The organism is Streptomyces bacillaris (genome assembly GCF_003268675.1).
In the GTDB taxonomy this organism is placed as follows: Bacteria; Actinomycetota; Actinomycetes; order Streptomycetales; family Streptomycetaceae; genus Streptomyces; species Streptomyces bacillaris.
Genome location: NZ_CP029378.1, coordinates 1,078,807 through 1,100,836 on the forward strand (window position 1 = coordinate 1,078,807; position 22,030 = coordinate 1,100,836).

Sequence of the window (22,030 nt, forward strand, 5' to 3'; positions counted from 1 at the left end):
GGAGATCTAGTGGATCTTGCCCTGTGGGCCAACTCACTTTCGTGCCCCCGTCGTCACCATCCGTGATCTTGCTCGGTGGACCACCCCTGACGGAGAGTGCCGACCCATGCGCCCTTGGCCGGGCGTGTGCTTTCCGGTGCTCACGCACCTCTGTTCCGTTTCCTCTGTTTCTTCACGCCCGGGTGGGAGTCGACGCGTATGCGTGCTGCAGGTCCGCTGTCCTGGCGGGGACGTGGCCGATTGGCCCTGACATCGTCAGGGCGTGCTCGGCGGCGTCGTGCCCGCATATCAGTCGTTCTCTTGATGTCGTCGACCTTGATGGTCACGAGCCTCTCCGCCGAGGCCTGGGCCGTCCCCGGCCCCGGCATGAACCGGGAGGAGACGCAGCTCGAACTGCCGGACATCCCGGGGACCGACCCGATCGGCCAGGACGAGACCGCCGAGTCCAACCTCACCACCGCCGACGAGGTCCCGGTCGCGCCGTACGAGCCGCAGGCCATCACCCCGTGGCAGGAGGACAGCGGCACCGCCGACCTGACCGGCCTGGAGCCCGGTGCCACCGTGCCCGTCGCGGACCTGCCGGTCGCCCTCGGTGTCCCGGAGGGCGGCGACCCGGCCGCCTTGGCCGGACAGTGGAACGTGGCCCTCGCCGCCCCCGAGGCCTCCCAGGACGCGGGCGTCGCCGGGCTGATCATGCAGGTCACCCCGCCCGCCACCGCGGACCCGGAGGCCGAGGTCGCGCTCAGCGTCGACACCACCGCCTTCGCGGACCTCTACGGCCCGCAGGCCGCCGACCGCTTCGGCCTCATGCTGCTGCCCGAGTGCGTGTACACCGCCTCCGGAACCGGCGACTGCGCCCCGGAGGAGGGCGAAGGCGGCACGGAGACGATGTCCGCCGGCGCCGGCTCGGACACCTTCGAGTCGCTGCCCAGCGAGGTGGAGCTGCTGTCCGCAAAGGACGCGCCCACCCGCACCACCGCCGCCAAGAACGTCCAGACCCGCCGTGTCCTCACGGGCAGCGTGCCCGTGGGACAGCTGCTCGGCGAGGAGCGGACCCCCGCCACCGAGGCGGACGGCGCTTCCGCCCGCTCGCGCGCCGACGCGTCCGGCTCCTCCGTGCGCCCGGCCGCCCTGCGCGCCGCGGCCTCGTCCGGCTCGCGTGTCGTCGGCGCGCTCGACACCGGCGCCTCGGCGGCCGGTGACTACACGGCCACGCCGCTGCTCTCCTCGGGCTCCTGGTCCGCGGGTTCCTCGTCGGGTGCCTTCACCTACGGGTACCAGATCCAGACCCCGGAGACCGGTGGCGGCCTGACGCCCAAGATCAACCTCTCCTACTCCTCGCAGTCCGCGGACGGCCGCACCTCCGCCACCAACAACCAGGCGTCGTGGATCGGTGACGGCTGGGAGTACAGCGCCGGTGCGATCACCCGGACCTTCGCGGGCTGCACCCAGGACTCCAAGAAGCCGGGGTCCAACAACGCCACCCACCGCACCGGTGACATGTGCTGGGGCTCCGACAACGCCACGCTGTCCCTCGGCGGCATGACCACCGAACTCGTCTGGGACAAGACCAAGGAGACCTGGACCACCGCCAACGGTGACGGCTCCAAGGTCGAGCTGATCAAGGACCCCAGCCTCAAGAACGGCGCCAAGGACGGCGAGCACTGGGTGGTCACCACCCGCGACGGCACCCGCCACTACTTCGGGCGCCACCGGCTGCCCAACTGGTCCGACAAGGGCACCTCCACCACCGAGGACGACGATCCGGTCACCAACTCCGTCCTGACGGTCCCGGTGTTCGGCAACCACCCCGGTGAGGACTGCTACAAGGCGGGCAACTTCGCGGGCTCCTCCTGTACCCAGGCCTGGCGCTGGTCCCTCGACTACGTCGAGGACGTCCACGGCAACGCCATGTCCCTGTGGTGGGCGCGCGAGACCAACTACTACGCCAAGAACTTCAACTTCAAGGCCCCGGTCTCCTACCACCGCGGCGGCTACCTGACCCGCATCGACTACGGGCAGCGCGCCAACAGGATCTTCTCCGAACCGGCCCCGGCCCGCGTCAACTTCACGGTCGCGGAGCGGTGCTTCAAGGAGGGTTCCCTCGACTGCACCGAGGAGAACTTCACCTCCAAGGACCCGGGCAAGTACCGCATCTGGTACGACACCCCGGCCGACCTCCGCTGCGCCTCCGGCAAGATGTGCTGGAACGCCAACCCCGCCTTCTTCACCCGCAAGCGCCTCGACAAGATCACCACGTCGGCGCAGCGGCGCACGGACACCACCGCCCGCCAGGTGGTGGACGAGTATCAGCTCAAGCAGAACTTCCCGACGCTGAAGGCCGGTTCCAACCCGGCCCTCTGGCTGGAGTCGATCACCCGTACCGGCTACGGGCGCAAGGGCACGACCGACGAGAAGGTCACCCTCAACCCGGTGCGCTTCGAGTCCAACGCCGAGGACATGCCCAGCCGCGTCATGCGGCCCGACGACGTCCGCCCCCGCTTCTCCCGGCTGCGTATCGCCCGGGTCATCAGCGAGTACGGCGGCGAGACCGTCGTCAACTACAAGCAGCCCGAAGGCGCGTGTGCCACGGGCACCGGGCTGCCCGGCAAGAGCGAGACCGCCGAGCTGAAGTCCAACACCCGCCTCTGCTACCCCTCCTTCTGGCACCCGGACCCGGCGAAGGAGGACATCGACTGGTTCCACAAGTACGTGGTCGCCGACGTCGAGGAACTCCCCAACGTCGACGGCGCGTTCTCCACGCTGACCTCCTACGCGTACAAGAACGCCGCATGGCGCCTGGCCGAGCAGGAGTTCACCAAGAAGTCCACCCGCACCTACTCCCAGTTCGCGGGCTTCGAGCAGGTCACCACCGTCACGGGCGCCGACGACCCCGAGATCGGCAGCAAGCGGTCCAAGGCGGTCGTCCGGTACTTCCGCGGCATGGGCGACTCCGTGTCCGTGAAGGACATCGCCGGCACCGAGATAGCCAAGGACCAGGAGCCCTTCGCCGGCCGTATCGCGGAGGAACTGACCTACAGCAACGCCACGGACGCCGACACCAACTGGCTGACACGCTCGGTCACTTACCCGAAGGCCACCGAACTCGCCAAGCGGGACAGGGACGACGGCCTCACCGCCCTGCGCGCCTGGCGCGTCACCGAGCCCAAGCAGCTCTCGTACACCAAGTCCTCCGGCACCGGCGACGACAAGCGCACCGAGCGCGTCATCGAGACGAAGACCTCGTACGACGCGGAGTACGGCCTGCCCACGCAGGTCGAGTTCCTCGGTGACACCGGCAAGACCGGCGACGAGTCCTGCTCGGTGATGGAGTACCTCCACCAGAAGACAAAGCACATCATCGGCCTGACCAAGCAGGTCAAGTCGTCCGCCACCGCCTGCGCCGACGCCGACTTCGACAACCTGGCCACGCTCAGCTCCGCCGGCCGCACCGCCTACGACAACCAGGCCTACGGAGCCGCTCTCGGCGAGTCCGCCCGTGGCCTCGCCACCCAGGTCTGGTCGCTGAAGGCGGACGGCACCGGCTTCCAGAACGAGGGCACCACCGGCTTCGACGACATCAGCCGTGTCGTCCGCCAGACCGACCCGGACGGGAAGGTCTCGAAGATGACCTACGACCCGCCCTCCGGGCAGGCGTTCAAGGTCACCACCGAGAACTCCCTGGGGCACCAGCAGATCGACGAGCTGGAGCCGGGTCGCGCGACCACCATCAAGTCGACCGACGCCAACGGCCACGTCAGCCACTCGTCGTACGACCCGCTGGGTCGGCTCAAGGAGGCGTGGGGCCCCGGCCGCACCCCCTCCGCATCGGCGGTGCCCGACTTCGCGGCGACGTACACCACCCCGGCGGGCAAACCCCCGTACATCACGACCTCCTCGCGCGGCCACGAGAACCGCGTGGAGACCTCGGTCACGCTCTTCGACGGCCTCGGCCGCGAGCGCCAGAGCCAGGAGCAGGCCACCGGTGGCGGCCGACTGATCACGGACACGCTGTACAACACCTCGGGCGAGGTGTGGCAGACCAACAACGCCTACTTCGCCGAGGGCAAGCCCGCCGGTGAGCTGTTCACCCCGCTCGCCGACACGGCCGTACCCAACGCCACCCGCTACACGTACGACGGTCTCGGCCGCGTGCTCCAGGAAATGCCCCTGCTGCGCGGCGTGGAGATGCCGGCCAGGGCGACCAAGTACACGTACGCCGCCGACCACTCCACGGTGATCAACCCGTCGGGCTCGGCCTCCTACCGCGTCTACTCGGACGCGCTGGGCCGTACCGCCCGGGTCGACACGTTCACCAACACGGCGCGCGACGAGTACACCTCGATGCGCTACGCGTACGACGCCCGGGGCCAGTTGGCGAAGGCGGACCACTCCGCCGACCGCTCCCGTCCCTGGACCTGGACCTACGACCGCCGGGGCCGGCTGGACACGGCCACCGACCCGGACTCGGGCGCCACGACCACCAAGTACGACAGCCGTGACCGCCCGGAAACGGTCACCAACGCCCGGGGCATCAAGACCTGGACCGGGTACGACGAACTGTCCCGGCCCACGCAGCAGCGGCTCAACGACAAGAACGGCACCCTTCTCAGCGAGTACGCCTACGACGACGCCACCGGCGGCAAGGGCCTGCCCTCCTCCGTCAAGCGCTACACCGACGGCCTGCCGTACGAGCTGAAGGTCGGCGGCTTCACCTCCGACTACCAGCCCACCTCCACCACCCTGTCGCTGCCGCCGTCCATCGCGAGCACGTGGGGGGTCAGCGCCTCCTACCGGTACGACTACACGTACACGGACACCGGTCAGCTGAAGGAGGCGTCGCTGCCCGCCGCGGGCAAGCTCGCCGCGGAGAAGCTGGTCGTCCGCTACGACAAGGACGGCCTGCCGCTCTCGGTCTCCGGCAAGGACTGGTACGGCGCCGAGGCGGTCTACTCCTCCTACGGCCAGTTGCTGCGCGCCACGCTCGGCGCACAGCCCAACCGGGTGTGGACGCAGGCCAATTACGACGAGGCCAGCGGCGAACTCATCGACCAGCAGGTCTACCGGGAGAAGAAGGGGGACACCTCCGTCGTCGGAGGCAACCTCGTCTCGCACCGCTCCTACTGGTACAACAACGCGGGCAGCGTCACCTCCATCCGCGAGCGCTCCCTCGGCATCGAGGAGCGGCAGTGCTTCACGTACGACCCGCTCGGCCAGCTGACGAAGGCCTGGACCGCCAAGGACCAGAACTCCTGCGCCGCGGGCCCGGCCGGTCCTGACGGCACGTCCAACGCGACGGCGGGCACGGACGGTTCCGGCTACTGGCAGGAGTACGAGTACGACCTGCTCGGCAACCGCAAGAAGCTCACCGAGAAGGACCTGACCGGCGACACGGCGAAGGACGCCGTCACCGAGTACGCGTACGGCAAGACCGACGGCAGCCAGCCGCGCACCCTCACCAAGGTGACGAAGAAGTACGTCACCCCGCAGGGCGCCCAGGTCACCGCCGAGGCGCAGCGCCTGTACGAACTGACCGGCGAGACCAAGACCGTCACCTCCACGGCGACGGGTGACAAGCAGGAGCTCACCTGGACCTACGACGGCCAGGTCGAGCGGATCGTCGGCCAGGGCAGCGGCGGCAAGACCGAGTACGTCGGTCTCGCGGACAAGTGCCTCGACCTGAACTCCGCCGCGGCCTCTCCGGGCCAGGCGGTGCAGCTCTACTCCTGCAACGGGTCGACCGCCCAGAAGTGGAACTTCGCCGCCACGCCCAACCAGAGCGACGGCGACCTGGGCACGCTGAACACCCACGTGGAGTGGTGTGTGAAGCCGGCGGGCAACACGGCCGGTTCGGCGCTGCAGGTGCAGAAGTGTGACGGTTCGGCCGCCCAGCAGCTGAAGCGCACCGCGGCAGGGCAGCTCACCCACCCGGCGTCGGGTCTGTGCCTCGCCGTCAAGGACGGAGCCACGGCCAACAGCACGCCGGTCGTGCTGGCGACCTGCTCGGCCGGCTCGGCCGCGCAGCAGTGGGAGGCGCAGAACGAGACCCGCCACATCTACGGTCCCGACGGCTCCCGTCTGCTGACCGTCCAGGGGAAGCAGGCGACCCTGCACCTGGGCGAGTCCGAGGTCACCGTCCAGAAGGGCGGCACGCTGGTCAGCAGCCACCGTTCCTACGCCTCCCCCGGCGGCTCGGTCCTGCGCTTCAGCTACGGCACCGGCTCCGACAGCCTGGTCGCCATCGCCTCGGACCACCAGGGCAGCCCGTACGCGGAGATCACCCTCAACGACGCGATGTCGGTGCGGGTCCGCAAGCAGGACCCCTTCGGCAACCAGCGCGGCGCGCCCACGAACACCATGCGGAACCACACCGGGTTCCTGGGTGCGACACGTGACGACGCCTCCGGCTACACACCGCTCGGAGCCCGTCTGTACGACCCGGTCGTCGGCCGCTTCCTCTCCGCCGACCCGGTCCTGGACCTGGCCGACCCGTTGCAGTCCAACGGCTACGCCTACGCCCACAACAACCCGGTCACCCTCTCCGACCCCACGGGCCTCGCAGTGACGCTCACCGCGTCGGAGAAGGCCGCGGCCCTCGCGGGCGCCGGCCTGAGCGCCGCCCAGGTCTCAGCGGCCCAGGCGACGATGGGCAAGTCCCTGACCTCGGTGATCCTCTCCGCGGCCTGGGGTGCGCTGAAGGACTTCATCGGCATCACCGATGCCATGAACTGCTTCGGCGGTGACATGTGGGCCTGCGGAAGCCTCATCATCGGGGCGATCCCCTGGACCAAGCTGGGCAAGATCCCATCCGTCCTGAAGGCGGTCAACCGCACGATCTCCGCCATCCAGGCCTTCCACAAGGCGAAGAAGGCGGCCCAGGCCGTCCTCGCTGCGGCGAAGGCGGCGGAGAAGAGAGCGCTCGACGCCAAGAAGGCGGCGATCGAGAAGGCCAAGAAGGCCGCGCAGGCAGCCAAGAAGAAGGCTGCCGAAAAGGCCAACACGATCAGCAACAAGGCGGTCAACCAGACGAAGAAGACCGGCAACCCGGTCCAGAAGCAGGCCCAGGCGAAGGCGGCCCCGAAGGCGTCCTCTGCCGCCAACGTCAGCAAGAGCTCGGGCGGCGGCGCCAAGACGTCCAAGCCCGGCGGCTCCTCCGGCGGCTCGGCCCGCTCCAACGGCGGCTCGAGTGGAAGCGGTGGATCCGGCAAGACCGGTGAAGGCACCGGCGGTTCCTGCCCGATCAACAACAGCTTCACCCCCGGCACCAAGGTCCTCATGGCCGACGGCTCGACGAAGCCGATCGAGGACGTGAAGGTCGGCGACAAGGTCAAGGCCACCGACCCCAAGACGGGCGAGACCCGGATCGAGACGGTCACCGCCGAGATCAAGGGCGAAGGCCTGAAGCACCTGGTCAAGGTCACCATCGACACCGACGGCGACCGCGGCACGAAGACCGCCGAGATCACGGCGACCGACGGCCACCCGTTCTGGGTGCCCGAACTGGGCGAGTGGATCGACGCCACCGATCTCAAGTCGGGCCAGTGGCTCCACACCGGGGCCGGCACGCAGGTTCAGATCACTGCGGTGGAGCGCTGGACCAGCGCGGGCGCGACGGTTCACAACCTCACGGTCGGCAACACGCACACGTATTATGTGGTTGCGGCGGCCACACCGGTCCTCGTTCACAACTGCAGCAAGCAGCTCACCGACGTTGCCCTCGGAACATCGGACAACGGGCTGGAGAAGTGGGCCAACGATAAGGGCTACACCCACTTCATGGGGGAGACACGCGATGGTTCCATCTCAAGTGCTGCGGATGCGATGAATAACCATCCTGGCGCAACCATCCACGTCCGCCTCGACGGGTTCACCCTGGAGAACAGAAGGTCGGGCGGACCGGCAGAGGTCTTCGACCACGCCGTGCAGCAGGGGCAAGGCGACAACTGGTTCACAACGCAACGCGAGATGGCGTTCCTCGAACGCGCCTTCCGAGTCGGGAACCTCGACAGCAGTCGGCTCAGGTTCTACCTGGGAGGTACAGACATCACTTCGACGGTCCTCAAGGGATCCAAGTATCTGGGAGGTTCACAGTGACCTTGGTCGCGTCATGGGAAAGACCGTTTCGGATGTGGCACTTCTCGGTGAGTTTCAACTCGCTACTGCTTCGCAGTCTCCGCGACACCCCTTCCCCCGCCCGAGTGGACGTTCTCTTCTCGAACGTCTCTTTTCTCCAGATGCCCACGACATGTCCACGACTTGAAATCAGTACCGGAGGAGAGTTCACCCCATCAGGGGTGGAAATTCCCGCCGGGACTCGCGGTCAGTGGTACACCATCAATTCAGGGAGCGGATACCTCTTTGCCACCCATTGCGAGTGGCACGAGGATGAAGGTACCGCGATGACCCCATCGCGCTTCGGCCCCCTGAGAAGGACGGACTGAACCAAACCTCCGGATCTCTAGCGCGCAAGGGCACGCCGAAAGAGTCACGAAGCGGGTCGTGTCATGCTGAGAAAAGCATGACACGACCCGCTTGGCTTTGGCCCGTCTGGCCAGAGGCTGTCGGACACGGTGAGAGATTCACGCTCTTGCCCTCGGTCCGGATTTGGACAGCTCAGGGCGCACAGACCTCGGACAGCGCCCGCTACTCGCCCGTTCGGCGGCCTCTTGGCCGAGACAGTGGCCACCCGGATCTTCGGCCCACATGTCAATAGGCGGTAGACGGAACAGCGCCGGGATCCCCTTCCAACTTCCGTCCACCTCTGGAGTGGACCCGCTAAGCCCCCTACTTGTCCGGCTGCCATGTCCGCGCGTTCCCACCAGATCGTTCGCACAAGGCCGACGAGTCCGGAACCCAAACCCGCGCGGGTCAATAGGGTTGGGGCATGAGTGCGCAGACGTATGTGTCGGAGCTGTTTTCGCTGGCCGGCAAGGTCGCCGTCGTGACCGGGGGCAGTTCCGGGATCGGGCGGGCTATCGCCGGGGCGCTGGCCCGAGCCGGAGCCGAGGTTGTGGTGGTGGCTCGGCGGGAGGCCGAGTTGATGGCCACCGTCGGAGAGCTGGAGGCGGACGGGTGCCGGGCCGCCTGGGTCAGTGCCGATCTCGGGACCGCCGAAGGTGTGCGGACCGCGGCCCACGGGGCTGTCGACGCCTTTGGGGAGCCGGACATTCTTGTCAACTGTGCCGGGATCAACCTGCGGCCGCCCATGGACGACCTCGGTGAGGACGTGTGGGACACCACCATGGCGGTGAACCTCAAGGCACCTTTCCTGCTCGGGCAGCGGTTCGGGCCCGGGATGGCTGAGCGGGGGTACGGGCGGATCATCCATGTCAGCTCGCAGCAGGCCCACCGTGCCTTCGTGAACAGCGGGGCGTACGGGGTGTCCAAGGGTGGGCTGGAGTCGCTGGCCCGGTCGCAGGCCGAGGCATGGTCCCCGTACGGCGTCACCGTTAACACGCTGGTGCCGGGGTTCGTGCTGACCCCGCTCAACGCGCACCTCGCCTCCGATCCGGAGAAGGTCGCCTCGCTCGCCGCCCGTACCTTCGTCGGGCGCAACGGGCTCGCGGAGGACTTTGCGGGGGCCGCCGTGTTCCTGGCCGGGCCCTCCTCCTCGTACGTCACCGGGCAGGCGTTGTTCGTGGACGGTGGGTTCTCGTCGCACTGAGGCTGAGGCCCGGCAGTTCTCCCTGGTCACTGGGGCCGGGGAGTTCTCTGTTCGCCGAAGTCCGAGCGATAGCGGCCGAGGTCCGCGACAGCGGCCGGGCGGCGGGCTCCGTGTTGGCCGGAAGCCCGCCGCCCCTCCCCCGGAGCGGCCCTCAGGAACTCTGCTGCCAGAGCGCTGCCGCCGCTTCCTCCACCGCCGACGCGACCGCCGCCGATGTCGCCTCCTTCGTGAGGCCGAGGCCGGTCAGGACGCCGGTGCCGGCCTCGAACTCCAGCAGGGCCAGCAGGATGTGCTCCGTGCCCACGTAGTTGTGGCCGAGCCGCAGCGCCTCGCGGAACGTCAGCTCCAGGACCTTGCGCGCGTCCGCGTCGTACGGGATCAGCTCGGGGACCTCGTCGGCGGCGGGCGGCAGGGCCGCTTCCGCAGCTGCGCGCAGAGCCTCGGGCGTCACGCCCCGGGCCGTGATGACGCGGAGCGCGATGGCTTCCGGTTCGGCCAGGAGTCCCATGGTCAGGTGGGCCGGGACGATTTCGGCGTGGCCGGCGGCCTTGGCCTCGTTGTGGGAGGCCATGACGACGTTCCGGGCCCGCTGGGTGAAGCGGCCGAAGCCCTGGCTCGGGTCCAGGTCGGACGCTTCGTCGCCCTTCTTCGTGACGAAGCGCTTCTGGGCGGCCTGACGGGTGACCCCCATGCTGCGGCCGATGTCGGTCCAGGACGCGCCCGAGCGGCGCGCCTGGTCCACGAAGTGGCCGATGAGGTGGTCGGCCACGTCTCCGAGATGGTCGGCGGCGATGACCGCGCCGGAGAGCTGCTCCAACGCGTCGGGGTTGGACTTCTTGATGGCCTCGATCAAGTCGTCGAGGCGCACGGACGGCGTCGCGGGAAGTGGCTGCGTCATGCGTCAACCCTAAGTTGACACCTGCAGGAGCGTCAACCTTGGGTTGCGCACGAGGCTCCGGCTCGACCGCTCCGTCAGAGGTCCAGGTCCACCACCACCGGCGCGTGGTCGGACGCGCCCTTGCCCTTCCGCTCCTCGCGGTCCACGTAGCTGTCCTTGACGGCGGCCGTGAAGGCGGGGTTGCCGTACGTCAGGTCGATCCGCATGCCCTTGTTCTTGGGGAAGCGCAGCTCCCGGTAGTCCCAGAAGGTGTACGCGCGGTCGTACTTGAGGGGGCGGGGCACCACCTCGCCCAGGCCCTCCCCCTCCAGGGCGGCGAGGGCCGCGCGCTCGGCGGGGGTGACGTGGGTGGCGCCCTCGAAGAGCGCCGGGTCCCAGACGTCCTCGTCGGTCGGGGCCACGTTGAAGTCGCCCAGGACGGCGAAGGGCAGCGGGCCCGTCACCTCGGGTGCGACGGCCTTGCGGAGGGCTTCCAGCCAGGCCAGCTTGTACGTGTAGTGGTCGTGCTCCACCTCCCGGCCGTTGGGGACGTAGACCGACCAGAGGCGGACCGGGCCGCAGGTCGCGGAGATCGCGCGGGGCTCCTGGACCCCGTCGTAGTCCGGGCCGCCGGGCAGTCCGGTGACGACGTCGGTGAGGCCGACCCGGGAGAGCAGCGCGACCCCGTTCCACCGGCCGTTGGCGTTGACGGCGGACTCGTACCCCGCCTCGCGCAGGGCTTCGGCGGGGAACTGCTCGGCCGTGCACTTGGTCTCCTGGATGCACAGCACATCGGTGCCGCTGCTCTCCAGCCAGGCCAGCAGCCTCGGCAGCCGGGCGGTGATCGAATTGACGTTCCAGGTGGCGATGCGCATGACCCCCAACCTAGCGGCTCCCACTGACAGCCGACGAAAACCCGCCGCCCGGCGACGGACGGCGGGGAGGGAGGCAAGAAGGAAGGGAAGGGAAGGCCGGGGGGCTACCGCTGCCCGGCCCTCACAGCTCCGTGACGCCGCCCGGGGCCAGCCGGCCGTGGTCCGCGCCGCCCAGGGCGCCGATCTGGTTGTCGTAGATCGGCCGTGCCAGATCGGTGAGCAGGGCGTCGTGGACGTCGATCGCGCGGCGCGGCTTCACCTCGCGTACGTAGTCGATGACCTCGGAGATCTTGCTCCAGGGGGCCATCACCGGGAGCAGCAGGGTGTCCACGGCGCGGTCCGGGACGGTCAGCGCGTCACCGGGGTGGAAGACCGAACCGTCCACCAGGAAGCCGATGTTGGTGATCCGCGGGATGTCCGGGTGGATCACCGCGTGCAGCTCCCCGTGCACGGTGACGTCGAACCCGGCCGCCGCGAACGCGTCGCCGTCGCCCACCGTGTGCACCCGGCCCGGGAAGGCTGCCGAGAGCTGGTCGGCGACGCTGCGCAGGGTCCAGATCTCGGCCGCCGGGTTCGCCTCCAGGCCCGCCCGCAGCCGGGCCTCGTTGAAGTGGTCCGGGTGCTCGTGCGTGACGAGCAGGACGTCGGCGCCGAGGGCCGCGTCGTCCTCCGAGAAGCCGCCCGGGTCGATGACCAGGACGCGCCCCTCCTTCTCGATCCGCACGCAGGAGTGGGTCTTCTTGGTGAGCGTGAGTGGCTGAGGCGATGCGTTCATGGGTCCATCCTGCTACGCGGGCGGGGTGGTTTCCTCCTGGATGACGGACTGCGCGATCGCGAAGGCCGCGCCCGCTGCCGGGATGCCGCAGTAGACGGCGGTCTGGAGCAGAACTTCCTTGATCTCGGCGGGTGTCAGACCGTTGCGCAGGGCGGCGCGGGTGTGCGCGGCCAGGCCCTCCAGGTGGCCGGAGGCGACGAGCGCGGTGAGCGTGACGCAGCTGCGGGTACGGCGGTCGAGCCCGTCCCGGCTCCATGCCTCGCCCCACTCGTACCGGGTGACCAGCTCCTGGAAGTCCTCGGTGAACGCGTCGGTGGCGGCGGTCACGGCGTCGACGTGGGCGTCCCCCAGGACCTCGCGGCGCATCCTGGTGCCGCGTTCGTGGCGGCTGTCCGGCTGCGGGCCCGCGGCCTCGGGCGCGTCGGTCGCCGGGGCGATCTCGGCGACGGGCGCCACGGGCACGAGGGGGGCGGGCGTGGCCGGGCCGGGGACGAGCGACGGTACGGAGGCGGTGGTGGGCGCGTCCTGCCAAGCGGTGGAGAAGTGGGTCAGCAGCAGGTCGCTCACGGCGGCGGGCTGCTCGACCGGGGCCAGGTGGGAGGCGGCGGGGACCAGCGCGAGGCGGGCGTCGGGTATCCCGGCGACCAGGGTGCGCGCCTCGGCGGGTCCGGTGACCTGGTCCTCCGCGCCGACCAGTACGAGGGTCGGGACGCCGATCCGGCCCAGGTGGTCGCGGATGTCGAAGGCGGCCAGCGCCTCGCAGGCCGCGATGTAGCAGCCGGGGTCGGTGGTACGGACCATCTGTACGGCCCACTCGACGATGGCGGGCTGCGAGGCGGCGAAGCCGGGGGTGAACCAGCGTTCCGGGGCGGTACGGGCCATCGGCTCCAGGCCGTTGGTGCGCACGATCACCCCGCGCTGGCGGAACTCGTCGGCCGTGCCGAACCGGGGCGACGAGGCGACCAGCGCCAGCGAGGCCACCCGGTGCGGGTGGCGCAGGGCCAGATCCGTCCCGACGGCCCCGGCGATCGAGCAGCCCAGGTAGCCGAACCGCTGCACGCCCAGCCCGTCCAGGGTCGCGATCAGCCGGTCCGCCAGCTCGGCCACGGAGGACGCCGGCCGGGCGGGGGCGCCGCCGTGGCCGGGCAGGTCGTAGCGGAAGACTCTCCAGTGCTGGGCCAGCTCGGGTATCTGGCGGTCCCACATGTGCCAGGTCGTCCCGAGGGAGGGCCCGATCACCAGTACGGGAGCGTCTTCCGGTCCGTCGAAGCGGTATTGCAGGGTCTCAGTCGCCATCTCACTCACCCTGTCCACGCTCCCATATCCGGCGGGGGCTCCGGTCGCCGGGGGAAGCCGACGCCGGTGCAGGCCGACGTCAGGGGTGCGACGTCAGGGCGTCGCCGCCGAGACGACATAGACGACAGGGCTGGCCGGGTCGGTCATATTGACCGTGATGGTCTGGGTGGGGCGCGGCCTCTGGTTGCGGTGCGTGGTGCTCGCCCAGTTCTCGTTCGGACTGAAGTACCAGCCGGTGATGTTGATGTCCCGGGCGTTGATGTTGACGGCACCGGGCTCCAGCGCCGCGCGGCCGGTGCCGATTCCGGTCAGGAACCGGTCGAGCCCGCCGGAGGTGGTCCGGAACTTCACGTACATCCGGCTGGCTTTCCAGTTGTTGGTCTCGTAGTACTGGACGCCGACCGCGTTGCCGGGGATAGGGATCTCGAAGATCCTGCGCTGCATCTTGGAGGGCCAGCCGTCGCGGAGCCCGACCGCGGCGGCCGCGGCTTCCTTGTCCTTGCCGGAGCGGCGGCTCTGGCCCGCGGAGATCAGCAGGTAGCCGGCCGGGATGCCGATCAGCAGCACGATGATCGTGGCGGTGATGAACCGCCGCCGGAAGACCCGCCGACGGCTCTCGGGCGGCTTTCCTTCACCGTCGCCCGGCCCGTCGGACAGGGGCGACGGCACCACGGGGTGGTCGGCTGCGATCATGATCAAGTGGTCCCTCGTGCTGCGGAGCGGGGTTCGCGTACGGGTCGGGGTCGGGGGCTGTTTCCCGTACGTCGGGGGGTGTCTTCTTTACGGGCGACTTCTTTACCGGGCGACTTCGAGCGTACGGAATCGGGGGCCGCTCCCCGTAACGGTGGGGTACGGAGGCGGAGACGCCGGGCGCGCGGCCGCGGTTCTGCGGTGGCCGCTGTCGTCATGGCCGGGGGTGGCGGTTCAGTCGACCGTCCGGGTCGACCGGGTGTTGCGGATGGTGCTCGCCGCCTGGTCGTAGATCTGGGCGTACCGCTCGTACCGCTCGACGCGCCGCCGGTTGGCCCGGCGGAAGCGGCGGGCGACCAGCCGGGCCAGGTCCGCGGCGCCGACCATACCGGCTTCGGGGCCCAGCTGGGCCTTGGCGATCTTCGCCTCGGGGCGGTAGCCGCGGCCGGTGAGGTGGCGTTTGAAGGCGTCCCGGGCGGGGTTGATCAGGAGGTCGTCGGCGGCGCTGACCCCGCCTCCGATGACGAAGCAGGACGGGTCGAGCGCGGCGGCCAGGTTGGCGATGCCGACGCCGAGCCACTGGCCGATGTCCTGGAGGAGTTCGATGCACATCGCATCGCCCTCGCGGGCCAGTTCGGTGATGAGGGGGCCGGTGATGTCGGAGACGTTCCCCTTCACCCGGTCCAGCAGATAGTGCGCGACCGGGGAGTCGGCGGCGGCCAGCTCCCTGGCCTCGCGGACCAGGGCGTTGCCGGAGCTGTACTGCTCCCAGCAGCCCCGGTTGCCGCAGGGGCAGCGGTGGCCCGAGGGCACGACCTGCATGTGGCCGAACTCACCGGCGACCCCGTACTTGCCGCGCTTGACCTGGCCGTCCTCCAGGATCGCGCCGCCGATCCCCGTACCGAGCGTGATCATGACGAGGTGGTCCTCCCCGCGCCCGGCGCCGAAGCGCCACTCCGCCCAGGCGGCCGTGTTCGCGTCGTTGTCGACCATGACGGGGACGACGAGACGGGAGGCGATGGCGTCGCGCAGGGGCTCGTCGCGCCAGGCGAGGTGGGGGGCGAAGAGGACCTTCGAGCGGTCCGCGTCCACCCAGCCCGCCGCGCCGATGCCGACCGCGTGGACGTCGTGGCGGTCGGAGAGGTCCAGGACCAGTTCGACGATGGTGTCCTCGACGACCTTGGGGCTCTTGGACTTGTCGGGGGTCTCGGTGCGGACCTTCTCCAGGATGTTGCCGTCGGCGTCGACGACGCCCGCCATCACCTTCGTACCGCCGATGTCGATCCCGACCGTGGGGACACGGGGAGCGGAGAGGTGCGAGCGGCGTTCCTTGGTGCCGACGGTCTTGAGGACGGTGGCGCGGGCGGAGCCGCGGTGTGCGAAGTCGCGGTACGTGCTCATCGTCCCTGCGGGGTCTGGGGGCCGGCCGGCTCTCGCGCCCGGCGGCGGACGGCGCCCGCCGGGCTCGATTCTGCCACTGCCGGACCCCGGGACCCGTCGCCCGGGGTCGGCCGCGCCGGGGCGGGTCGCCGGTCAGGATCCTTCCTCGGTGGCGACGGAGGTGCCCGGCAGGGTGGGGGCCGGGGTCCGCTCCAGTTCGTGGCTCAGCTCCTCCAGCTCGCTGCCGCCCGCCATCTGCCGGGTCAGCTCGTCGAGCGTGACGTCGTCCTTGGTGTGGCTGCCGGACATCGCCCCGCGCTTGAGGAGGACGAACCGGTCGCCGACGAGGTGGGCGTGGTGCGGGTTGTGCGTGATGAGGACCACGCCGAGCCCGGCGTCCCGGGCGGCGGCGACGTACTTGAGGACGACGCCGGACTGCTTGACGCCGAGGGCGGCGGTCGGCTCGTCGAGGACGAGGACCTTGGCGCCGAAGTAGACGGCGCGGGCGATGGCCACGCACTGGCGCTCCCCGCCGGAGAGCGTGCCGATGGGCTGGTCGACGTCGCGCAGGTCGATGCCCATGCGGAGCAGTTCCGTACGGGTCGTCTCGCGCATCTTCCGGACGTCGAGGCCCTTGAAGGGGCCGACGCCGGTGGTGGGCTCGGAGCCGAGGAAGAAGTTCCGCCAGACCGGCATGAGCGGGACGACGGCGAGGTCCTGGTAGACGGTGGCGATGCCCCGGTCCAGGGCGTCGCGCGGGTTGGCGAGCGTGGTCTCCTCGCCATCGATCAGGAACCGTCCGGCGTCGTGCCGGTGCAGCCCCGCGATGATCTTGATGAGGGTGGACTTCCCGGCGCCGTTGTCCCCGAGCACACAGGTGATCTCGCCCGCGTGGACCTCCAGCGAGACGTGTTCCAGGGCCTTGATGTTGCCGTAGAACTTGGACACGTCGTCCAGCTCGACCAGGGGGCCCGCGCTCTTCTCGGACGTGGCCGTCATGTTGTCGCCTCCGCGCGCTTGCGCACCCACGCGTTGAGCAGGGTGGCCAGGAGCAGCATCGCTCCCAGGAAGAACTTGAACCAGTCCGGGTTCCACTCGGCGTACACGATGCCCTTGCTGGTCATGCCGAAGATGAAGGCACCGACCGCCGAGCCGATCGCGGAGCCGTAGCCTCCGGTGATCAGGCAGCCGCCGATGACGGCCGCGATGATGTACGTCAGCTCGTTGCCGACGCCTTCGCCGGACTGGACGACGTCGTAGCTGAAGAGCAGGTGCTGTCCGGAGATCCAGGCGGCGAAGGCGACGCCGAGGTAGAGCCCGATCTTCGTACGGATGACGGGGACGCCGACCGCGCGGGCGGCGTCGGCCTCGCCGCCGACGGCGAAGATCCAGTTGCCGAAGCGGGTCCGGAGCAGGATCCAGGTGGCGAGCGCGACGAGCGCGATCCACCACAGGATCGTCACCTTGAACTCGACGCCGCCGATGGTCAGCGTGGAGGCGAACAGGGCGTGGGCGGAGTCGAAGCCCTCCATGTCCCCGATGGCCTTGGTGGAGACCGTGCCGCTGATCAGCTTGGTGAAGCCGAGGTTGAGGCCGGTGAGCATCAGGAACGTGCCGAGCGTGATGATGAAGCTGGGCAGCTTGGTGCGGGTCAGCATGAACCCGTTGAACGCGCCGATGGCGAGCGTGACCAGCAGCGACACGAGGACGCCGACCCAGACGTTGGCCGTCATCTGGTAGCTGAACATCGACGAGATCAGCGCGGAGCTGGTCACCAGGACCCCGGCGGAGAGGTCGAACTCGCCGCCGATCATCAGCAGCGCGACCGGGGCGGCCATGATGCCGAGGACCGAGGCCGCGTACAGCACGGTGCCGAGGCTGGAGGCCTGGAGGAAGCTGTCCGCGACGATCGCGAAGAAGACGAAGACGGCCACCGCGCCGACGACCGAACCCAGCTCGGGGCGGCCGAGCAGCTTGCGCAGCGGCGAGGTGTGCACGAGGCGCTCGTCGGCATCCGCGGGCTTTCCGGGGGCGGCGGTGGAGCCGCTCATCGGGTGCCCCGCTTGGTGTAGTCGGCCAGGGCGTCGGCGTCGGCGGCCGTGATGATCTGCGGGCCGGTGAGGACGGGCTGGCCGCCGCCGAGGACGTTGCGGTTGTAGCGGTAGAGCCAGAGCAGGTCGACGGCCTGGTACCCCTGGAGGTAGGGCTGCTGGTCGACGGCGAAGCCGAGCTTCTCGGTCTGGAGGCCGGTGGCGACCTTGGCGTTCAGGTCGAAGGTGTTGATCTCGGCCTTGCTGCCCGCCGTCTGCTTGGCCTGCACGGCGGCGTCCGCGAAGGGGGCGCCGAGGGTGACGACCGCGTCGATGCTCTTGTCGGACTGGAGCTTGGCCTCGATGGACGCGGTGACGTCGGGCATGTTGGTGCCGTCGACGTACAGGTTCTGCAGCGTGCCGTCGAAGGTCTTCTTCGCCCCGGCGCAGCGCTGCTCGTGGCCCACGTTGCCCTGCTCGTGCAGGACGCAGAGCGCCTTCTTGCGGCCGCGTTCGTTCAGCTCGTCGCCGACGGCCTCACCGGCGATCGCCTCGTCCTGGCCGATGTGGGTGAGCGCCCCGAACTCCTTGGACTCGGCGGAGCCGGAGTTCACGGTGACGACCGGGATGCCCGCCTTGACGGCCTTGGCGACCACGGCCTTCATCGCGTCCGGCTTGGCCAGCGAGACGATCAGCCCGTCGACCTTCTTGTCGATCGCGGTCTGGACGAGCTGGGCCTGCTGGTTGCCCTCGTCGTTGTGCGAGTAGAGGAAGTTGATGTTGTCCTTGACGGCCGCCTGCTCGGCGCCCTTCTGGACGATGTCCCAGAAGGTGTCGCCGTCGCCCGAGTGGGTGACCATGGCGAAGGTCCAGCGGGGCGTGTTCACTGCGGCCCGCCCCTCGGCGGCCGCGGCGGCGCGCTCTTCCGCCCGCTTGCCGCCGGTGCTGCTGCATCCCGCGGCTGCCAGCGCCACTGCCAGGACGGCGCCCAGCGCGCGTACCCCTGTCCGAACCCTTGCCACGCCGTGCCCTTCTTCTTTTTCTTCCGCTGCTCGTCGCTGTGCGCTTGACCGGGCCGGGGAGCGTACGGCCCCGGGCCGGCTGCCCAGTATCCCCGAGCGGCTGCCGGGCGCGCCCGGCGCCCCAGCCCGTGCGGGGTTCGCCCACCCCAGCCCGTCCGGCTTTTGTGGACGGAACCGCCGCCGTGGGGGGCGGTCGCCCTCGGGGGCCCGTGCCCTAGGGTTCTATGGCCTGCGGGCCCACCGGCGCAAGGGTTCCGTCCTCAAACGCCGGACGGGCTGGATTTGCCCCCCGGGACGGGATGAGTCGACGTCGAGCGGGCTGAATCAGCGCGACAGGAGCTGGAAAGTGAACGTGTAGCGCGAGGCCCGGTAGACGTGGGACGCGAACTCCACCGCGCGGCCCGTGTCGTCGTACGTCGTGCGCTCCATCGTCAGCAGCGGCGCCCCCGGCTCCTCCGCCAGGGCCCGGGCCTCCCCCGCCGTCGCGGCCCGGGCGCCCACCGACTGGCGGGCGCTGTGCAGGGTGATGCCCGAGGCCCGCATCAGCCGGTAGAGGCCGGTGGTCTCCAGCTCCGGGGCCCGGAGGTCGAGCAGGTCCGGGGGGAGGTGGTTGCGCAGGAGGGCCATCGGCTCGTCGTGGGCGTAGCGCAGCCGCTCGACGAGGTGGACCTCCGTGCCCTCGGGGAGGCCGAGCGCGGCGGCGATCTCGGCGGTGGCCGGTTCCGTCGTGGCGCGCAGGACCTTGGTGGCGGGGCGCTGGCCGGCCGCCTCCAGGTCGTCGTAGAGCGAGCTCAGCTCCAGCGGGCGGCGGACCTGGCTGTGCACGACCTGGGTGCCGACACCCCGACGGCGGACCATCAGCCCTTTGTCGACGAGCGACTGGATGGCCTGGCGGACCGTGGGGCGGGAGAGGCCGAGGCGGTGAGCGAGGTCGATCTCGTTGCCGAGCAGGGTGCCGGGGGCCAGCCGGCCCTGTTCGACGGCGGCCTCCAGTTGCTGCGCGAGCTGGAAGTAGAGCGGCACCGGGCTGGTGCGGTCCACGCTCAGCGGCAGGGGCTGCGGCTGATCGGCTCCTTGTACGGTCACGGGCCGAGCCTAGTTCGATTGTCCGGACAAAGCCATGGTCGAGCATTTGTCCGGACAAATGCTTGACATGATGACCGGACCGCCGTCACCTTGGGGCCATGCGCATCGGACTCATCGGAACGGGACGTATCGGCACCTTCCACGCGGAGGTGCTGAGCCGTCATCCGGCCGTGGGCTCCCTCCTGGTGACGGACGCGGATCCGGAGCGCGCCGCCGCTGTGGCCACCCGGACCGGGGCCACCGCCGTCACGGGGGACGCGATGTTCACCGGCGGAGGCCTCCCCGACGCGCTGGTGATCTGTTCGGCGACCGCCGCCCACGCCCCCCTCATCGCCCGCGCCGCCCGGGCCGGGCTGCCCGCGTTCTGCGAGAAGCCGATCGCCCTGGACCTGCCCGGCACGCTCGGCGCCATCGCGGAGGTCGAGGCGGCGGGCAGCGTCCTCCAACTGGGGTTCATGCGCCGCTTCGACGCGGGGTACGCGGCGGCGAGGGTCGCGGTACGGGAGGGGCGGCTCGGGCGGCTGCACACCGTGCGGGCCACCACCTCCGACCCCGCTCCCCCGCCCGCCGCCTACCTCCCGCTCTCCGGCGGGCTCTACCGGGACTGCCTGGTCCACGACTTCGACATCCTGCGGTGGGTGACGGGCCGCGAGGTGCGCGAGGTGTACGCCACCGGGTCGGACGCCGGGCCCGCGATGTTCCGGGAGGCGGGGGACGTGGACACCGCCGCCGTCCTGCTCACCCTGGACGACGGCACCCTCGCCACCGCCACCGCGACCCGCTGCAACGGGGCCGGCTACGACGTCCGCATGGAGCTGGCCGGGGAGCTGGACCAGCTGGCCGTCGGCCTCGACGACCGTACGCCGCTGACCTCGGCCGAGCCGGACGGCCCGGGCGCTCCGCCGAAGCCGTGGCCGGGGTTCCTGGAGCGGTTCGCCCCGGCGTACGAGGCGGAGCTGGACGCCTTCCTCCGGGTGGTCCGGGGCGAGCTGGCCAACCCGTGCGACGGGCGGGAGGCCCTGCACGCGCTGCGGATCGCCGAGGCCTGCGAGGTCTCCCGCCGCGAACGCCGCCCGGTGGCGATGGCGGAGATCCCGGGCGGGTGAGGTCTCTTGGCCCCTACCAGGTCACCGGCAGGCTCAGCGGGCCGCGCATCAGGATGCCGGTGCGCCAGCTGAGCGCGGCCGGGTCGGCGGCGAGCCGTAGCTCCGGGCAGCGCTCCAGCAGCGAGCGGAGGGCGGCCTTCGCCTCGATCCGGGCCAGCGGGGCGCCCAGGCAGTAGTGGATGCCGTGCCCGAAGGCGATATGGCCCCGGGCGTCCCGGGTGATGTCGAAGCGGGCGGCGTCCGGGTAGCGGGCCGGGTCCCGGTTGGCGTCCGACATCGCGACGAGGACCAGTTCCCCGCCGCCGGGGATCACCGTGCCGCCGACGTCGATCGGTTCGGTCGTGAAGCGGTACGTCGGTGTCTCGACGGGCCCCTCGAAGCGCAGGATCTCCTCCACCGCGCCATCGATGAGCCCGAAGTCCGCGCGGAGGAGCGCCAGTTGGTCCGGGTGCGTGAGCAGGTTGAGTACGCCGTTGGTGATGAGGTTGACGGTGGTCTCATGGCCGGCGACGAGCAACAGCCAGGCCATGCCCATCAGTTCGTCGGCGGAGAGCCGGTCGCCGTCCTCGTCGGCGGTGTGGATCAGCGCGCTCAGCAGGTCGTCGCCCGGCCGCGCCCGTTTGTCCCGGAGCAGCCCGGTCAGATAGGCGGCCATCGCCTTGGTGGAGGAGGCGCGCTTCGTGACGTCGACGGCGGAGACCGCGTGGTCCGACCACTCGCGGAAGGCCGTGCGGTCCAGGAACGGCACGCCGAGCAGCTCGCAGATGACGTTCATCGGCAGCGGGTAGGAGAGCGCCTCGACGAGGTCGGCCCGCCGGTCCGGCGCGGCGAGCATCCGGTCCAGCAGCTCGTCGGTCATCTCCTGGATGCGCGGGGTGAGTTGCTCCATCCGGCGCGGGGTGAACTCGCGGGCGACGAGTCGGCGCAGCCGGGTGTGGTCGGGGGTGTCGCTGGTGAGCATCGAGGTGCCCGCGGAGACCTTGGTGACACCGAGCGCCGGTGAGGCGTTGGCCCACTGTTTGGAGAGCCGCCGGTCGGCGAGGAGCGCCCGCCCGGCCTCGTACCCGACGACGAGCCAGGCGTGGCTGCCTTCGGGGATACGGACCCGGTGGACCGGGCCCCTGGCCCGTAACGCGGCGTAGACCGGATACGGGTCGCGGGTGAAGTCGTCACCGAGCGCGGCCAGATCGACCAGGCCCCCGGCCTCCGTGGTTGCTTCGGCGGTCAAC

The 22,030-nt window shown here is 70.3% G+C and carries 14 protein-coding genes; 3 read left to right on the forward strand and 11 right to left on the reverse strand.

Annotated features, from left to right (window positions below):
- Positions 1-303: 303 nt before the first annotated feature.
- Positions 304-8,094: a ricin-type beta-trefoil lectin domain protein gene (locus DJ476_RS04450; protein WP_318294351.1), complete on the forward strand. Its 7,791-nt coding sequence runs from the start codon at positions 304-306 to the stop codon at positions 8,092-8,094.
- A 790-nt stretch (positions 8,095-8,884) separates the two neighbouring features.
- Complete coding sequence (locus DJ476_RS04455; protein ID WP_103417597.1) at positions 8,885-9,664, forward strand: SDR family NAD(P)-dependent oxidoreductase; 780 nt, start codon at positions 8,885-8,887, stop codon at positions 9,662-9,664.
- 151 nt (positions 9,665-9,815) lie between these two features.
- Here DJ476_RS04455 and DJ476_RS04460 read toward each other — a convergent pair whose 3' ends face one another.
- The 10 genes from DJ476_RS04460 to DJ476_RS04505 form a co-directional block, all read right to left on the reverse strand.
- Complete coding sequence (locus DJ476_RS04460; protein WP_112489891.1) at positions 9,816-10,562, reverse strand: Clp protease N-terminal domain-containing protein; 747 nt, start codon at positions 10,560-10,562, stop codon at positions 9,816-9,818.
- Between the two features lie 74 nt (positions 10,563-10,636).
- On the reverse strand, positions 10,637-11,416 hold the full coding sequence (locus DJ476_RS04465; RefSeq protein WP_112489892.1) for an exodeoxyribonuclease III: 780 nt from the start codon (positions 11,414-11,416) through the stop codon (positions 10,637-10,639).
- Between the two features lie 121 nt (positions 11,417-11,537).
- Entirely contained in the window at positions 11,538-12,191 is a 654-nt protein-coding gene (locus DJ476_RS04470) for an MBL fold metallo-hydrolase (RefSeq protein WP_070200013.1), read from the reverse strand.
- Positions 12,192-12,203: 12 nt separating this feature from the next.
- Positions 12,204-13,487 carry a bifunctional 3-oxoadipate enol-lactonase/4-carboxymuconolactone decarboxylase PcaDC gene (pcaDC, locus tag DJ476_RS04475; RefSeq protein WP_112489893.1) on the reverse strand — a complete coding sequence of 428 codons (1,284 nt, stop codon included), beginning with the start codon at positions 13,485-13,487 and terminating at the stop codon, positions 12,204-12,206.
- A 93-nt stretch (positions 13,488-13,580) separates the two neighbouring features.
- The gene (locus DJ476_RS04480; protein WP_112492436.1) at positions 13,581-14,180 is read right to left on the reverse strand and encodes a hypothetical protein; all 600 of its coding nucleotides are present in this window, start codon (positions 14,178-14,180) and stop codon (positions 13,581-13,583) included.
- Between the two features lie 231 nt (positions 14,181-14,411).
- Positions 14,412-15,578, reverse strand: coding sequence for an ROK family glucokinase (locus tag DJ476_RS04485; protein ID WP_070200016.1), 1,167 nt, complete (start codon positions 15,576-15,578; stop codon positions 14,412-14,414).
- 132 nt (positions 15,579-15,710) lie between these two features.
- Positions 15,711-16,556 carry an ATP-binding cassette domain-containing protein gene (locus DJ476_RS04490; RefSeq protein WP_112489894.1) on the reverse strand — a complete coding sequence of 282 codons (846 nt, stop codon included), beginning with the start codon at positions 16,554-16,556 and terminating at the stop codon, positions 15,711-15,713.
- Positions 16,553-17,608 carry an ABC transporter permease gene (locus tag DJ476_RS04495; RefSeq protein ID WP_112489895.1) on the reverse strand — a complete coding sequence of 352 codons (1,056 nt, stop codon included), beginning with the start codon at positions 17,606-17,608 and terminating at the stop codon, positions 16,553-16,555. The genes DJ476_RS04490 and DJ476_RS04495 overlap by 4 nt, the downstream gene beginning before the upstream one ends.
- Positions 17,605-18,609 carry a sugar ABC transporter substrate-binding protein gene (locus DJ476_RS04500; protein ID WP_455907230.1) on the reverse strand — a complete coding sequence of 335 codons (1,005 nt, stop codon included), beginning with the start codon at positions 18,607-18,609 and terminating at the stop codon, positions 17,605-17,607. Before DJ476_RS04500 ends, DJ476_RS04495 begins: the two co-directional genes overlap by 4 nt.
- A gap of 324 nt (positions 18,610-18,933) precedes the next feature.
- Positions 18,934-19,695 carry a GntR family transcriptional regulator gene (locus tag DJ476_RS04505; protein ID WP_103417592.1) on the reverse strand — a complete coding sequence of 254 codons (762 nt, stop codon included), beginning with the start codon at positions 19,693-19,695 and terminating at the stop codon, positions 18,934-18,936.
- A 98-nt stretch (positions 19,696-19,793) separates the two neighbouring features.
- On the opposite strand from DJ476_RS04505, the gene DJ476_RS04510 reads away from it, so the two are divergent.
- Entirely contained in the window at positions 19,794-20,801 is a 1,008-nt protein-coding gene (locus DJ476_RS04510; RefSeq protein ID WP_112489896.1) for a Gfo/Idh/MocA family protein, read from the forward strand.
- Positions 20,802-20,814: 13 nt separating this feature from the next.
- On the opposite strand, the gene DJ476_RS04515 is transcribed toward DJ476_RS04510, so the two are convergent.
- Entirely contained in the window at positions 20,815-22,029 is a 1,215-nt protein-coding gene (locus DJ476_RS04515) for a cytochrome P450 family protein (protein ID WP_103417590.1), read from the reverse strand.
- Position 22,030: the final 1 nt, after the last annotated feature.